A 15045-nucleotide genomic window follows, 5' to 3' on the forward strand; every position below is an offset into this window, starting at 1 on the left:
CAGGGGTATATGAACCAACCCCTCACATCACACCCGGTAGGCTGAGGCATGTCGGGCTCCGAAGGCGGCTCGAGAGACCCCTAAGGAAGCAGGATCATGGCCCAGGACAGGCGTAACGACCAACGGCGCCCCCGCAACTCTCGGTCGGGCCGCGTCGGCGGTCGTCATGGCTTCCGCGAACGGGTCGGCGATGGTGCACGATCCTTTGACGGCGATACTCCGGGCCGTTCCGCCCATGGTGGCGGTGGCCGGCCTGACGCGGGTCGGCGTCGCGGTTCCCGCGTCGAACAGGGAGGTCGCGGACGTCGGTCCACGGATGACAGCGGTAAGGGGCGGGGCCAGGGGCGTCCGCCTCAGCGCTCCCGTGTGCCGGAACCTTCCGTACCGGCAGATGTCCAGGCCAGAAGTCTGGAGGCCTCGGCGCGCCGTGAGCTGCGCGCCCTGGGTCGGGCCAACGCTGAGAACGTCGCGCGTCATCTCATCATGGTTCAGCGGCTGCTCGACACGGACCCGGAACTGGCCTACCGGCATGCCCGTTATGCCGTCTCGCATGCCGGACGAGTCGCCGTCGTGCGGGAGTCCGCCGGCATTGCCGGTTATCTGGCCGGCCATTACACCGAGGCTCTGCGTGATATCCGCGCCGCTCGACGCCTGTCGGGCCTCAATATGCACTGCGCTATCGAGGCCGATTGCGAACGCGGTCTGGGGCGCTACCGGCAGGCGCTGAAGGTCGCCGAGGAGGTCGACCCTGATCAGCTCGACGACCTCGAGGAGGCCGAGCTCGCCATGGTCGTCTCGGGCGTGCACCATGAGATGGGGCACAGCGACACCGGACTCGTCGTCATTGAAAAGGCCATCCTGATGTTCCGCGGCGACCGGGAGACGCGTCGGCGCCTGCATTCCGTGCGCGCCGACCGTCTCGACGAGTTGGGCCGGATCGATGAGGCCGCGGCGGTTCGCGAGCGCATTGGCGAGGCTCCCCGGAACGGCTCCGAAGACGACGCCGACGTCGTCGAGGTCTACGACATCGAGGACGACTACGAGCAGGAGCAGGCGCAGGCCGTCACTCGGGAGCGGACGCCGCCGGAGGACGCCTCCGACGACGACGTCCGGGAGCTTCACGGTCAGGGCGGGGTGGAGAATCCACGCGCTCAGGCGCCGGCGCCGCCGAACGGCGGCGGTGAGGCAGGCGAGGACGACAGGCGATCCGCCACCTTCTGCGAACGGGTCGAGGCCGAGATGGCCGAACTGCTCGGCGAGAACGAGAATGAACAGGACGCGGACGACGCGATCCACGACGAGGAGACCTGAGATGACCGCACCGACGCCGGAGCCTGGGACAGCTGCGCTTCTGGACTGCCAGTGCCCTCTGGTACAGGCGTACGACGCCGCGCTACTCGACCTGGACGGCGTCTGTTTCGCCGGTGACGCCAGGGTCGAGTACGCCGCCGCGAGCGTCAATGGCGCCCGCGAGCAGGGCATGCGTCTGTCATTCGTGACCAACAACGCCTCCCGTGCTCCCCGGACCGTCGTCGACAAACTGGGCCGTAACGGCATCCGGGCCTTCCCCGGGGAGATCTTCTCGGCCGCCATGGACGCCGCGGCCCTCCTGCACGAGCACCTCGCCGAGAGCTCCGCGGTGCTGGTCATCGGCGGTGAGGGCTTGCGTGACGCCCTGACCGACGAGGGATTCGAGGTCGTCGCCTCGGCCGATGACGAACCCGCCGCCGTCGTCCAGGGCTGGGATCCCGTGGTGGACTGGGCGATGATGTCGGAGGGCCTGTACGCCATCGCGAATGGAGCCCTCCACGTGGCGACCAACCTCGATGCGACCCTGCCCACCGAGCGCGGTTTCGCACTGGGCAACGGGAGTCTCGTAGCCGCCATCGTCAATGCCTCCGGCCGCGAGCCCCTGGCGGGCGGCAAGCCCTTCCCCGGCATCTACGAGCGGGCTCTCGCCCGCGCCGGGGGCACCAGGCCGCTGGCCGTCGGGGACCGGCTCAACACCGACCACGTGGGTGCCCGCGCAGCTGGCATCCCCGGACTGCACGTGCTCACCGGTGTCAGCACCGCTCGTGACGTCGTCCTGGCCAGGCCCGAGGAGCGCCCCGCCTACCTCCACACGGACCTGCGCGGTCTGCTCGAACCTCATCCGGCCCCCGTGCGTGTGAGGAGCGGCGCGGACGCCGGCTGGTGGACCGCGGGCTCGGCGCACTGCCGCGTTCACGATGACGCCGTCGTCCTGGATGGCGCGGGCCCCCTGACCGGGCAGGAGGTCGAGATCACACTCGACACCTATCGGGCCATGGCCGGCGCCGTATGGGAGTACCTGGATGAGCACGGCGGGAACCGCGCTCCCACCGTTCCCGATCTGCGCGTGCGCGCTTGAGCCCGACCGCCTGTGACGTCCGACGACCTGTCCGACTCCGCTCCCGTTCCGGCCCCCTCGCGGACCGACCGGGTCGATGCCGTCGAAACCCGTGTGGAGCGGCTTCCCGACCTGTCCGACAGGATTCGGAAGGCGGGCGCCGCGCCGCTGGAGGAACGTGCCGCCATCCTGGCGGCGATCCATGAGACCCTCTCCTCCGAACTTCGGGACGCCGAGGACTGACGGGCCGCCGGTTCGACGCGTCCGACAGCACATAAGCAGCACCTGAGGAACCCAGAACAGACACCGTCATCGCATGGCACGACTCATCCGCCTCGACTCCGAGCTCGTCCGACGCGGGCTCGCGCGTTCGCGCACCCATGCCGCCCGCCTCGTCGCCGACGGTCATGTCACGCTCGACGGGGCCGTCGTGGTCAAACCCGCTCGTCAGGTCGATCCGGCTCAGGCGCTCGAGGTCGTTGCGCCGAGAGGGGATGATTACGTCTCGCGCGGCGCCCGCAAGCTCGTCGGCGCCCTCGATTCCCTCGGGGCCCGGGGGCTGGCGCCGCAGGTGGCCGAACGCCGGTGCCTGGACGCCGGGGCCTCCACAGGGGGGTTCACCGACGTGCTGCTGCGGCGCGGTGCCGCCCACGTGACGTCGGTCGACGTCGGCTACGGTCAGCTGGCCTGGTCCCTGCAGTCCGACGAGCGAGTCACAGTCCTGGATCGCACGAATGTGCGCGCACTCGACCCGCTGGACGTCGCTCCCGCGCCGGGGCTCGTCGTCGGCGACCTGTCCTTCATCTCCTTGACTCTCGTCCTGGCCCCGCTGCTCGCCTGCGCCGCCCGGGACGCCGACCTCCTGCTCATGGTCAAACCCCAGTTCGAAGTCGGCCGGAAGCGCCTGGGCCACGGGGGAGTGGTACGAGATCCCGGGCTGCACGTCAAGGCCGTCCTGACCGTGCTCGGCCGCGCGCATGAGCTGGGTGCCGGAGTCGACGCGGTGACCGCCTCGCCTCTGCCCGGCCCGGCGGGCAACGTGGAGTACTTCATCAATCTGCATGCAGGACGGGCTGGAGCTTCCGCCGACCTGACCGGCCGGGCGCTGAGCGATGAGGTTCGACGGGCCGTCGCCGACGGCCCCGCCGGTCGCCGCGCGGAAGGAGAACGCCCGTGAACGCCGCCCTTCCATCCCCCGCGACCTGCGGCGCCGGCCCGCAGCCGGGCGTCGGCCGTCGAGCTCTGCATCGGGTCATGGTGCTCGAGAGGGATCGCGGTGACGCGCCGATTCCTCCGCACCGCAAGGCCGCACCGACCGCCACTGCCGTCATGCGGGCCAAGGCCGCCTTGCGCGCCCACGGCGTGCAGGCCGTCGACCCGGCCTTCGGCGGCCGAGTCGACCTCGTTCTCGTCCTGGGCGGTGACGGGACGATCCTGCGGGCCTCGGAGATCGCCCGCCAGCGCGACGTTCCCCTGGTGGGCGTCAATACGGGGCACGTCGGCTTCCTGGCCGAGGCCGACCCGGACGCGGTCGAGGGAGTCGTCGCCGATCTCGTCAACGGCCGCTACACGGTGGAGACCCGGATGACCATCGACGTCGAGGTCACCGCCCCCGACGGGGGCGTCACGCACGGCTGGGCGCTGAACGAGGCCGCCCTGGAGAAGTGCGACCGGGCCCGCATGCTCGAAGTCGCCATCGGCGTGGACGGCCAGGCGGTCTCCTCCTTCGGCTGCGACGGTCTGGTCATGGCCACGCCTACCGGCTCGACCGCCTACGCGTACTCCGGAGGCGGCCCCGTCGTGTGGCCCGAGGTCGAGGCGCTCCTGCTCGTTCCCCTGGTCGCCCACGCTCTGTTCACCCGGCCCCTCGTTCTGGGCCCTGAGTCGTGCATGGAGGTCGTCATCCAGCATGCGGGCCTGGGCGGTGCCGAGGTTTGGTGCGACGGGCGACGGAGTCTGGATGCGCCCGCCGGCTCGCGCATCCGCGTCACGCGGGCGGATCGGCCCGTGCGCCTGGCGCGGCTGAACGACGCGCCCTTCGCCACCCGGCTCGTCCGCAAGTTCGACCTGCCGGTCGAGGGCTGGCGCGCCACAAGCGACGACCCGGGCGGGATCGCATGATCGAGTCGCTCCACATCGAGGGCCTCGGCGTCATCGAGACGGCGGACCTCCTGCTGAGCCCCGGCCTGACCGCACTGACAGGCGAAACCGGCGCGGGCAAGACCATGGTGCTGACGTCGTTGGGTCTTCTTCTGGGGCGGCGGGCGGAGGCCTCTGTCGTGCGTGCCGGTGCCGAGCGGGCTCTGGTCGAGGGGGCATTCGCGCTGGATCCGGGCTCCCGGGCCGCCGAGCGGGCGAGACAGGCCGGCGCCGAGTTCGACGACGATCTTCTGCTGGCCTCCCGAACGGTTCCGGCCGCCGGGCGCTCCCGAGCGCACTTGGGTGGTCGCGCCGTCCCCTCCTCCGTACTCGCCGACGTCGGGTCGCACCTCGTGTCGGTCCACGGGCAGTCCGACCAACTGCGTCTGCGCAGCGCGTCCGCGCAGCGCTCCGCTCTGGACAACCTGGGGGGCCCCGAGCACGCGGCCGTGTGCCGACGCTACGCGCGCGCCTACCGGGCCCGTTCGCAGGCCGCCGAGGCGCTGGGACGGTGGCGCGCCGAGGCGCGGGCCCGCCGGGAGGAGGCCGATCGTCTGCGAGGATGGCTTGAGATGCTGGCGGAGGTGGCCCCCGATTCCGGTGAGGACCATGCGCTCACCATCGAGGCCGAGCGCCTGGACCATGCCGAGGATCTGCGTCTGGCGGTGGGGGCCGCACACGCGGCCCTGGTCGGCCAGGAGGATGCCGCGGCCGGGGAGCAGGCTGACGTGGCCGCTCTTCTCGCCTGCGCGCAGCGCGCCCTGACCGGGGCGCAGGGGCTCGATGACGCCCTGGCCGAGCTCGCCGAGCGCACCCGTCAGCTCGGCATCCTGGCCGCCGACGTCGCCGCCGACCTGGGGGAGTACCTGACCCGTCTGGACGCCGACCCGGCCCGGCTCGCCTGGATCCAGGATCGGCGCGGCGAGTTGGCCGGGGCCTGCCGCGAGATCGGTGGTGCGGACGTCGAACTGGACGACGTCGACGCTCTCCTGGCCTGGGGGCGAGCCGCCGCCGAACGTCTGGCTGAGATCGACGGGTCCGCTGGCGGCGCCGCGGCCCTTGAGCAGGCGCTGGCCGACGCTCAGGCCGATTTGGACGAGGCCGCCGGCGAGCTGAGCGCCGCCCGCCGCGCGCTCGCCCAGCGGCTCGAGACGGCCGTGACCGCTGAGCTCGACGGTCTGCAGATGAAGGGGGCGCGGCTGGTCGTCGAGCTCGAGGCGCTCGACGAGCCCGGCCCCACGGGCTCCGAGAACGTCGCACTGCTGCTGGCGCCCCACCCGGGCGCCCCCGCCCTGCCTTTGGGCAAGGGAGCCTCGGGCGGTGAGCTGTCCCGCATCATGCTGGCCCTGGAGGTCGTCCTGGCGGACGCCGCCGACGCCCCCCGAGCAGCCGCCGATGCCGCGACGAACGCGGATCCGGCCGGGGCTCCGGACCGAACCGGCCCCGCGGAGCACCAGCGCACCTTCGTCTTCGACGAGATCGATGCGGGTGTCGGAGGACGCGCCGCGCGTGAGATCGGCCGCAGACTCGCACGCCTGGCACGTCGTCACCAGGTGGTGGTGGTCACTCATCTCGCGCAGGTCGCCGCCTGGGCCCACACGCAGCTCGTCGTCATCAAGGAAACACCCCGCACCACGGCGTCGGATTGCGCGGCGTCGGATGCCGCCGCGCAGACCGCCCGCACCCGGGTCGTGCGGGTGGCGGGGGCCGAGCGCGTCACCGAGCTGGCTCGCATGCTCTCCGGCCACGAGAACTCGCGGGCCGCTCTCCGACATGCGACGGAACTCCTCGATGAAGCCCGCGTGGCACAATCCCCGACGTGAGGAACCCGTTGCACAGGCCGGCGCCGTCGGACCCGGATCGTCCGAGCGGGGCGGTACGCGTCGACGCGCGCACGAAGAAACTCACCAAGCGCCTTCAGGCGGGTGAGATCGCCGTCATCGATCATACGGACCTCGACCGGGTGGCGGCCGAAGCCCTCGTTGAGGCCCGCCCCGCGGCGGTCCTCAACGCGGCGCCGTCGGTCTCGGGCCGTTACCCCAACCTCGGCCCGGGCATCCTTCTGGATGCCGACGTCCCGCTCATCGACGACCTCGGCCCTGACATCATGCGACTGCACGAGGGCCAGCACGTCGAGGTCGACATCGACGGCGAGGGAGACGGGGCGGCGAAGGTACGCGTGGCCGGGGAGAGCGGGGTTCTCGCCGAAGGCGTGCTGCAGACCCGGCGGACGATCGAGGCCGCGATGGACGCGGCCCGCGAGGGCCTGTCGGTCCAGCTCGAGGCCTTCGCCGCTAACACCATGGATTACTTGCGCGGAGAGCGCGACCTCCTGCTCAACGGCGTGGGCGTGCCCGAGATACGCACGCAGATGAGCGGGCGCCATGTCCTGATCGTTGTGCGCGGCTACTCCTACAAGGAGGACCTCAAGGCCCTGCGCCCCTACATCCGTGAGTACAAGCCGGTGATCATCGGTGTCGACGGCGGAGCCGACGCCGTCCTGGAGGCGGGACTCAAGCCGGACATGATCGTCGGCGACATGGACTCCGTGTCCGACAAGGCCCTGGGGTGCGGAGCTGAGATCGTCGTTCACGCCTACCGCGATGGCCGGGCGCCCGGTCTGGCGCGTGTTGAGGAACTCGCAGTGGACCACGAGGTCTTCGCAGCCACCGGCACCAGTGAGGATATTGCTATGCTCATGGCCGACGAGACCGGTGCCGAGCTCATCGTGGCGGTCGGCACGCACGTCACGCTCCTGGAGTTCCTCGACAAAGGGCGCGAGGGGATGTCATCGACGTTCCTGACCCGCCTGAAGGTCGGTGGCCGTTTGATCGACGCCAAGGGTGTTTCGCGCCTGTACCGGGCCCGCATCTCCGGCTGGCAGCTGAGCCTGCTGGCACTGGCCGGGCTCGTCGCCCTGTTCGCCGCCCTCGCCTCCACCCCCGGCGGGCAGACCTTCCTGGGCCTGTCCGGCGCCGTGTGGGACGACGTCGTCAACTTCTTCCGCTCGCTCGTGGGCCTGGCCCCGAGCACCCCCTCCGTCTGAGCAAGGACAGGACCGCCATGATCGACTTCCGCTACCACCTGGTCTCGCTCATCTCCGTCTTCCTGGCACTGGCCATCGGAATCGTGCTCGGAGCGGGCCCGCTGCAGAACTCCTTGGGCACGGCGCTGAACGACCAGGTCACCTCTCTGCGGGAGAACCGCAACGAGACCCAGGTCCAGCTCGAGCAGACCGCGGCCGCCGTCAATGATCGCGACGCCTACATCACCGCCGCGGCCGGCGCCTACCTGCCGGGCGTTCTCGACGGCAAGAAGGCCGCCCTGGTGCTCATGCCCGATGCGGAGGACGACGACCTCGATGCCGTCGCCGCTCAGATTCAGACGGCCGGCGGGACGGTCACCGGACGCGTGAGCCTGACGGACGTGTGGAGCGATGCCTCGCGGGACGCCTTCCGGCAGACCTACTCGGAACAGCTGGCCGGCTACCTCGACTCGGAGGCCTCCTCCAATGCTAATAAGGTGCTCGGCCAGGGACTGGGCACGGCGCTGACCAGCGGCTCGGACAGCGCCAGAACACTGATGGATCTGCTGACCGCGACTGAGACCCCGCTGGTCTCCGTCGACGCCAAGCCCGGCGGTCTGGCGGACATGATCGTCGTCATCGGCCCGCGCGGCACCGGTGCGACTGCGGAATCCAGGGACGACGTCGACGCCTCCGCCTCACCCGCGCAGAGTGCGGCCTCCTGGGTGGATGCCCTGACGGGGACCGCGTCGGCCGCCTCGACGGTCGTCGTCGGCGCGGCCGACGCGGAGACCGACGTCGTTGCCGCCCTGCGCGCCGACAAGGCCCCTGTCACCACGATCGACTCGGTGGGGCAGGCGGCGGCCGCGGTCTCCACACCGCTGGCCCTGGCCTCCACGGCTTCGGGAGCCAAGGGTGATTACGGCTTCGACAAGGGGGCGGATGCGGTCGTGCCGCCGATACCGAAGTGAGGCGGGTCGGGGTTCGCCGTCGTGGAGGCGAGCCGAGGTCCTCGCGGCGCCGGCGGAGCAGTACTCCGCTCATCCTCGGGCTGGTAGGTGGTAGAAGGTCCTCGGAATCGGGATATCGCGGTCTTCCCGATACGCTGAGCCCGTGACATTCATGAAGCCCGACAGCCGCGCGCCCGGGCGCGTCGGCGCCCTCACAACCGCGCCGGACCGCTCGCCGGGCGGTGTCGCCCTTGGCGCGCTGGGTGCGACCTTATCCTGGTCGACCGGATTGAGGTCCTTCGAGAGGCTGCGCGGGCGGCTGGAGCGCACCAATTTCCGCGGGCGCACCGTGAGTCTGCGCGGGGGCATCGGCGTGGCGGTGGGCGCGGTCGCCGCCGGTGCACGGGTGGGGAGTTGCGCGGCCGGCCCGTCCGCGCCCGGCTCCAGCCGCGTGGCGGTGGCGGCCCTCGTGGCGACGATGTCAGCCGGCGCCGCCGGCCTCGTAGATGACATGGACGCTGGCGCCCACGACGGCGGCGCGCCCGCCAAAGGGTTGGCAGGCCACCTCGGCGCCCTCGCCCGCGGCCGGGTGACCACCGGAGTCATCAAAATCGCGGTCATCGGCTCCGGCGCCCTCGTCTCAGGGGTGCTCCTGGCCCGCCACCGCAGCGCCGTCGGCGCGCGCGGCCCGTGCGCCACCGCCGTCGACGCCGCCACCAGCGCCGTGGACGTAGCCGCCTGGGCGAACGTCCTCAACTTGCTCGACCTGCGACCCGGCCGCGCCCTGAAGGCAGCGGCCGCCCTGAGCGCTCCCCTGCTCGCCGACCGGCGTCCCAGCGCCGAGGCGGCCAGGATCCTGGCGGCCGGCGTGCTGGGCACCGCGGTCGCGGCCCTGCCCGAGGATCTCATGGAGGACACCATGCTGGGCGATACGGGTTCCAACGCCCTGGGCGCCCTCGTGGGAGCGGCTCTGGCCGCCCACCCCGGCCGGGCAGTACGCACCGCCGCCGCCCTGGCCGGTACCGCTTTGATCCTGACCAGTGAGCGCGTCTCCTTCACCCGGGTGATCGCCCGCACCCCGGCTCTAGCCCTCCTCGACTCCCTGGGACGCCGGCCCTCATGACCGCCTCCGCCCCCGCCGGCGCCTCCGATCCTGGCCCGTCGGCCAGGACGCCGCCCGGATCCGCGGGGCTGCGGCCCGCGCGCACGCGGGGCCTGCTCGGCGCCGCCACCGGTGTCGCCGGCCTCACCCTCGTATCGCGCGCGCTGGGCTTCGCCCGGTGGATCGTCCAGGCCTCCACCGTCGGCGCCGGTACGGTCGCCGGTGCCTACGCCACCGCCAACCAGGTGCCCAACGTCCTGTACGAGATCGTCGTCGGCGGGGCGTTAGCCGCCACCATCGTTCCCCTGCTGGCCGCCGCGGCGATCCCCGGGCGCGGCGAGGAGGCCTCGCGCATCGCCTCGGGGCTGCTCGGCGTCGTCCTGACGGTCCTCACCCCGCTCGCCTTGCTTCTGACGGTCATGGCCGGACCCATCGCGGCACTCCTGCCCGCCTCAGCGGGTGTGGATCCGTCGCTTCAGGCGGGCCTCGTGGCCGACTTCCTGCGCATGTTCGCCCTCCAGGTGCCCCTGTATGGGATCGGTGTGGTCCTCACCGGGGTGCTCCAGGCCCAGGGGTGCTTCACCTGGCCGGCCCTCACTCCGGTCCTGTCCAGCCTCGTGGTCATGGCGACCTACGCCGTCTACGGGGTCATGACCTCCGACGCGGGCGGGCAGGCGGAGTCCGCCGCGCTGCACGTCCTGGGGTGGGGGACCACGGCGGGCGTCGCCGCCCTGAGCCTGCCTCTGCTCCACCCGGTGGTGCGCTCGGGCGTGCGTGTGCGCCCGACCCTGCACCTGGACCGGGCGGTCGCCTGGCGGGCGCTGCGGCTGGGCGGGGCCGGGGTGTGGACCCTCGTGGCTCAGCAGGTCAGCGTTCTGGCCGTCCTGGCCCTGGCCCGCTCGGGCGGGCGGACCGGGACGGTGGCCGTCTACCAGTACACGCAGGCCGTCTACCTGCTTCCTTACGCCGTTATGGCGGTGCCTGTGGCCACGGTCGTCTACCCGCGTCTGGCGGCGGCCTTCGAGGAGGATCGCGCGGGGGCCACAGGGCGGGCGGAGGATCGCCGCCTTTCGCCCGCCTACGGTTTCGCTGCCTCCTCCACCGCTCTGGTTACGGCGGTTTCACTCGCCGGAGCCGGCGCGCTGGTGGGCGTGTCGTCCGGGGCCGAGCGCTTCTTCTCCCTGCTGCACGCCGATGTCGACGGCATGGGAGCCTCCCTGCTGGTGCTGGCGCCCGCGGTGGTCGGCTACGCGCTGATCTATCAGGTCACCCGGATCCTCTTCGCGGCCGATCGCGCCAGCTCGGCCGCCCGCGTCACGGTCCTGGGATGGTTGACAGTCGTCGGGGCCTCGGCCGCGGCAGTGCGGTTGATGGCGCCCGATGGCGGCGATGGGAGAGCCACCCTCATCGCGTTGGCGATCGGGCTGACGGCCGGTATGGGCGTCGCCGGCGTCGGCATGCTTCTCGCGCTGGCCCGCACCGTGGGCGGCGGCGCCCTGCGTCCGACCCTGCGGGTGTTCGCCGTGGGGGCGCCGACGGCGCTGGCGACCGGCGCGGTCGTGCGCGCGCTGAGCACGACCATCAGCTCGGCCCCGGGCTCGATCGCCCTGGCCGTTGCGGGCGCCGCAGCCTGCGCGTTCCTGACCCTGGGTGCCTGCGTGGCGGCCGACCGCGGGCTCCCGGGCGTCCTGCGGTCCGGCGCCGCTGGTGCACCGACTCGTGAGGAGACACGATGACATCTGGAATCACGACCGCCCCGACGTCCCCGACGTGCGCGCGCAGGTGGCGCGTCCTGGAGGTCAGCGGTTCGGCGGCCGGGGGGGTGCGGGCCCACCTGGGCGACTGCGCGCGGCTGCTGGCCCGAGCGGGGCACGACGTTCTCGTCGAGGCGCCGGCCGCCGTTCTGGCCGGCCTCGACCTCGGCGGCGCCAGGGGGCGGGCCCTTGAGATTGGCGCTGCGCCCGCTGCGGGCGATGCGGCCGCCGTCGCCCGGCTGCGGCTCCTGGGGCGACGCGCCGATGTCGTCCACGCCCATGGGCTGCGCGCCGGCGCCGCCGCCGCTCTGGCGCTCGGGCGGCGGCGCGATAGCCGCACCCGCCTGGTCGTCACCCTCCACAATCTCACCGTCGGCGGCTGGATCACTCGTGCGGTCGGCGCGCGCCTGGAACGGCTGATCGCCGCCCGGGCGGACCTGGTGCTGGCCGTCAGCCCGGATCTGGCCGAGCGAGCTCTGGAGTGCGGCGCGGCGCGGGTCGAGATCGCCGTCGTCCCCGCACCGCGTCGGCCCAGCACCGATTCGCCCCCCCGCGCCTCCCCGGCGGAATCGGCGTGGCGGGGCGGAGGCGGACGCGTGCTGACGGCGGCCAGACTGGCCCCGCAGAAGGGCATTGATCTGCTGCTGGAGGCTGCGGCCCTGCTGCAGGAACGGGTGAACGCCGGCGGGCTGGGCGGCGTCGTATGGGCGCTGGCGGGAGAAGGGCCGCAGGCCCCGGCCGTGCAGGAGCGCGTGCGCGCCTCGGGCCTGCCCGTGCGGCTGCTGGGCAGGCGCGAGGACATCGCCGTGCTCCTGGAGGAGGCTGACGTCGTCGTCCAGACGAGCCTGTGGGAGGGGCAGCCCCTGATCATCCAAGAGGCGCTGCGCGCCGGCACCGCCGTTGTCGCCACTGATGTGGGGGGCACGGCCCTGACGGCTCGGGGCGGGGCCGTGCTTGTCGAGCCGCGAGCGCGGGCCGTCGCCGATGCCATCGCCGCTCTGCTGACCGACGACTCCGCGCTCTCCGACGCCCGCGGGCGCGCTTGCGCGGCGGCGAACGACCTGCCGACCGACGACGATCTCGCCGACCAACTCGCCGGGATCCTGCCGCCCCCGGACAGGGCGAGTCGGGTTGATGCCGCTGACGGCCGGTGACAGCGCGGTTCCGCCCTCGCTCCCGGCACTCATCGGCGGGCCGCGCCGAGGCGGGAGACGGGCGTGTTGCATCGGACCTGCTAGGTTGAAGGCCCGTGAACAGCAACCGTGCGCGCCTGAGTGGAAGCCTGCCCGACGTCCCCCGCCACATTTTCGTCACCGGGGGAGTCGTCTCCTCCCTGGGCAAGGGACTGACCGCCTCCAGTCTGGGCCGTCTCCTGAGGGCCCGCGGCTTGAGCGTCGTCATGCAGAAGCTCGACCCGTACATCAACGTCGACCCCGGCACGATGAACCCCTTCCAGCACGGGGAGGTCTTCGTGACCGAGGACGGCGCCGAAACCGATCTCGACATCGGCCACTACGAGCGCTTTCTGGATGTCAACCTCACCGGTGCAGCCAATGCGACCACCGGCCAGGTCTACTCCACGGTCATCGCCAAGGAGCGCCGCGGGGAGTACCTGGGGAACACTGTTCAGGTCATCCCGCACATCACCGACGAGATCAAACGCGTCATGCGAGCCCAGGCCGCTCCCGGCGCCGACGGCGAGGTGCCCGATGTCATCATCACTGAGATCGGGGGGACGGTGGGGGACATCGAGTCCCAGCCGTTCCTCGAGGCGGCCCGCCAGGTGCGTGCGGACCTGGGGCGGGAGAACGTCGCGTTCGTGCACGTCTCGCTCATCCCCTTCCTTCCGGCGGCCGGTGAGCTCAAGACCAAGCCGACCCAGCACTCGGTGGCGACCCTGCGTTCCATCGGCATCCAGCCCGACGCCTTGGTTCTGCGCACCGACCGGCCGCTGCCGGACGGCGTTAAGAGCAAGGTTGCTCTCATGTGCGACGTCGAGGCCTCGGCTGTCGTGGAGTGCAGGGACGCCGCCAGCATCTACGAGGTGCCCCCGACGCTGCACCACGAGGGGCTCGACGCCTTTCTCGTCCAGCGTCTGGCCCTGCCATTCCGGGACGTGGACTGGACCGAGTGGAATGGTCTGCTCGGGCGCGTCCACGACCCCCGTTACCGGGTGGAGGTCGCCCTCGTGGGCAAGTACGTCGACCTGCACGACGCCTACCTGTCGGTTTCCGAGGCCATCCGCCACGGCGGCTTCGCGTGCAACGCGCGCGTCGACATCCGCTGGGTCGCCTCCGACACCTGCGAGAGCCTCGAGGGCGCGCAGCGGGCCCTGGCGGGGGTGGACGCCGTCGTGGTGCCCGGCGGCTTCGGGGTGCGGGGCATCGAGGGCAAGCTCGGTGCGCTGCGCTGGGCCCGCGAGCACGAGGTCCCCACCCTGGGTCTGTGTTTGGGATTGCAGTGCATGGTGATCGAGGCCGCGCGCGACCTGCTGGGTCTGACGGCGGCCTCGTCGACCGAGATGGAGCCCGAGACCCCCGACCCGGTGGTCACCACCATGGACTCTCAGCAGCAGTTCGTCACCGGTGGCGGAGATCTGGGCGGCACCATGCGCCTGGGCGCCTACCCTGCGGTTCTCACCCCCGGTTCGATCGTGGCCGAGGCCTACGGCGCCACCGAGGTCCGCGAGCGCCACCGTCACCGCTTCGAGGTCAACAACGCCTACCGCGATGCCCTGGCCTCTGTCGGGCTGAGGGTCACGGGCGCCTCACCCGATGGGCGCCTGGCTGAGTTCGTCGAGCTGGACCGCGAGCTGCATCCCTACTTCGTGGCCACTCAGGCCCACCCCGAGTTCAAATCCCGGCCGACTCGGGCGCATCCGCTCTTCGCCGCGTTGGTGCGGGCCGGGCTGGAGCGTCGCCGGGATGTCTACGCCTCCCACCGTCCCGGAGATCCGGAGGCCGAGGCGTCACAGACGGGCGAGGAGGGGCGGTGAGCCCCGTCGGGCCGGCTGACGCCCGTGAAACCGGCCGGGCGGTTCGTGCGCACGAACGGGTCTGGAGCGGACCGATCTGCGCCGTTGATGATGAGGAGCTCGTCCTGGCCGAGGGACAAGAGCCGGTGCGCCGCCAGACCGTGGTCCACCACGACGCCGTGTCGATCGTGGCGCTGCGCGAGGGGCAGGACTCCTCCCGGGACGACGGCGCCGCCGAGATCCTCATGGTGCGCCAGTACCGTCATCCTGTGCGCGCCATGCTGTGGGAGGTGCCGGCGGGCCTGCTCGATGTGCCCGGCGAGGCGCCGCTCGCCGCGGCCCGGCGCGAGCTCGCCGAGGAGACCGATTACGTCGCGGCCCGGTGGGACGTCCTCGTCGACTTCTACGCCTCTCCCGGATTCACAACGGAGGGCTCGCGCGTCTTCCTCGCCCGCTGTCTGCATCCGCTGCCGGTCGACCAGCGCATACGGCGCGAGGCCGAGGAGGCCGAGTTCGTGCCCACCTGGTTCCTCCTGGATGACGTGGTCCACGCCGTCGCGGGCGGACGGCTGCACAATCCGTCGACCGTTGTGGGGGTCCTGGCCGCCGCCCGGGCGCGGGCTCACAGCTGGGAGGGTCTGCGCCCGGCGGACGCCCCGTGGCTGAGAAGCCCGCGCAGCCTGTAGGCCACTGAGGCCGTACTCCGCGGCGCCGTGCGACGTTAAACGCTTGA

The 15045-nt window shown here is 72.0% G+C and carries 13 protein-coding genes; all 13 read left to right on the top strand.

Features of this window, described 5'->3' with window-relative positions; genetic code table 11:
* The first annotated feature begins 366 nt into the window (after positions 1-366).
* Complete coding sequence (locus HMPREF9062_RS06700) at positions 367-1311, top strand: hypothetical protein (RefSeq protein WP_009749326.1); 945 nt, start codon at positions 367-369, stop codon at positions 1309-1311.
* Position 1312: 1 nt separating this feature from the next.
* On the top strand, positions 1313-2389 hold the full coding sequence (locus HMPREF9062_RS06705) for an HAD-IIA family hydrolase (protein WP_009749327.1): 1077 nt from the start codon (positions 1313-1315) through the stop codon (positions 2387-2389).
* A gap of 12 nt (positions 2390-2401) precedes the next feature.
* Complete coding sequence (locus HMPREF9062_RS06710) at positions 2402-2611, top strand: hypothetical protein (RefSeq protein ID WP_009749328.1); 210 nt, start codon at positions 2402-2404, stop codon at positions 2609-2611.
* 73 nt (positions 2612-2684) lie between these two features.
* Positions 2685-3545, top strand: a complete 861-nt coding sequence (locus HMPREF9062_RS06715; protein WP_009749329.1) for a TlyA family RNA methyltransferase — start codon at positions 2685-2687, stop codon at positions 3543-3545.
* 77 nt (positions 3546-3622) lie between these two features.
* The gene (locus HMPREF9062_RS06720; protein ID WP_034254814.1) at positions 3623-4489 is read left to right on the top strand and encodes an NAD kinase; all 867 of its coding nucleotides are present in this window, start codon (positions 3623-3625) and stop codon (positions 4487-4489) included.
* Positions 4486-6330, top strand: coding sequence for a DNA repair protein RecN (locus tag HMPREF9062_RS06725; RefSeq protein WP_009749331.1), 1845 nt, complete (start codon positions 4486-4488; stop codon positions 6328-6330). The genes HMPREF9062_RS06720 and HMPREF9062_RS06725 overlap by 4 nt, the downstream gene beginning before the upstream one ends.
* A complete protein-coding gene (gene steA / locus HMPREF9062_RS06730; protein WP_009749332.1) occupies positions 6327-7553 on the top strand; it encodes a putative cytokinetic ring protein SteA in 1227 nt (408 codons plus the stop codon). The genes HMPREF9062_RS06725 and steA overlap by 4 nt, the downstream gene beginning before the upstream one ends.
* A gap of 17 nt (positions 7554-7570) precedes the next feature.
* A complete protein-coding gene (locus tag HMPREF9062_RS06735; protein ID WP_009749333.1) occupies positions 7571-8503 on the top strand; it encodes a copper transporter in 933 nt (310 codons plus the stop codon).
* Positions 8504-8654: 151 nt separating this feature from the next.
* Entirely contained in the window at positions 8655-9605 is a 951-nt protein-coding gene (locus tag HMPREF9062_RS06740; protein ID WP_009749334.1) for a hypothetical protein, read from the top strand.
* Complete coding sequence (murJ, locus tag HMPREF9062_RS06745) at positions 9602-11320, top strand: murein biosynthesis integral membrane protein MurJ (protein WP_009749335.1); 1719 nt, start codon at positions 9602-9604, stop codon at positions 11318-11320. The genes HMPREF9062_RS06740 and murJ overlap by 4 nt, the downstream gene beginning before the upstream one ends.
* A complete protein-coding gene (locus HMPREF9062_RS06750; protein WP_009749336.1) occupies positions 11317-12492 on the top strand; it encodes a glycosyltransferase family 4 protein in 1176 nt (391 codons plus the stop codon). Before murJ ends, HMPREF9062_RS06750 begins: the two co-directional genes overlap by 4 nt.
* Before the next feature lie 95 nt (positions 12493-12587).
* Complete coding sequence (locus HMPREF9062_RS06755; protein WP_009749337.1) at positions 12588-14333, top strand: CTP synthase; 1746 nt, start codon at positions 12588-12590, stop codon at positions 14331-14333.
* Positions 14330-14998: an NUDIX domain-containing protein gene (locus tag HMPREF9062_RS06760; RefSeq protein WP_009749338.1), complete on the top strand. Its 669-nt coding sequence runs from the start codon at positions 14330-14332 to the stop codon at positions 14996-14998. The genes HMPREF9062_RS06755 and HMPREF9062_RS06760 overlap by 4 nt, the downstream gene beginning before the upstream one ends.
* The last annotated feature ends 47 nt before the right edge of the window (positions 14999-15045 follow it).

This window comes from Actinomyces sp. oral taxon 448 str. F0400 (genome assembly GCF_000220835.1).
Classification (GTDB): domain Bacteria; phylum Actinomycetota; class Actinomycetes; order Actinomycetales; family Actinomycetaceae; genus Actinomyces.

Coding starts and splice junctions, on each gene's coding strand:
- HMPREF9062_RS06705 (WP_009749327.1), top strand. CDS start 1,313: ATGACCGCACCGACGCCGGAGCCTGGGACAGCTGCGCTTCTGGACTGC.
- HMPREF9062_RS06715 (WP_009749329.1), top strand. CDS start 2,685: ATGGCACGACTCATCCGCCTCGACTCCGAGCTCGTCCGACGCGGGCTC.
- HMPREF9062_RS06720 (WP_034254814.1), top strand. CDS start 3,623: ATGGTGCTCGAGAGGGATCGCGGTGACGCGCCGATTCCTCCGCACCGC.
- HMPREF9062_RS06725 (WP_009749331.1), top strand. CDS start 4,486: ATGATCGAGTCGCTCCACATCGAGGGCCTCGGCGTCATCGAGACGGCG.
- HMPREF9062_RS06735 (WP_009749333.1), top strand. CDS start 7,571: ATGATCGACTTCCGCTACCACCTGGTCTCGCTCATCTCCGTCTTCCTG.
- HMPREF9062_RS06740 (WP_009749334.1), top strand. CDS start 8,655: ATGAAGCCCGACAGCCGCGCGCCCGGGCGCGTCGGCGCCCTCACAACC.
- murJ (WP_009749335.1), top strand. CDS start 9,602: ATGACCGCCTCCGCCCCCGCCGGCGCCTCCGATCCTGGCCCGTCGGCC.
- HMPREF9062_RS06750 (WP_009749336.1), top strand. CDS start 11,317: ATGACATCTGGAATCACGACCGCCCCGACGTCCCCGACGTGCGCGCGC.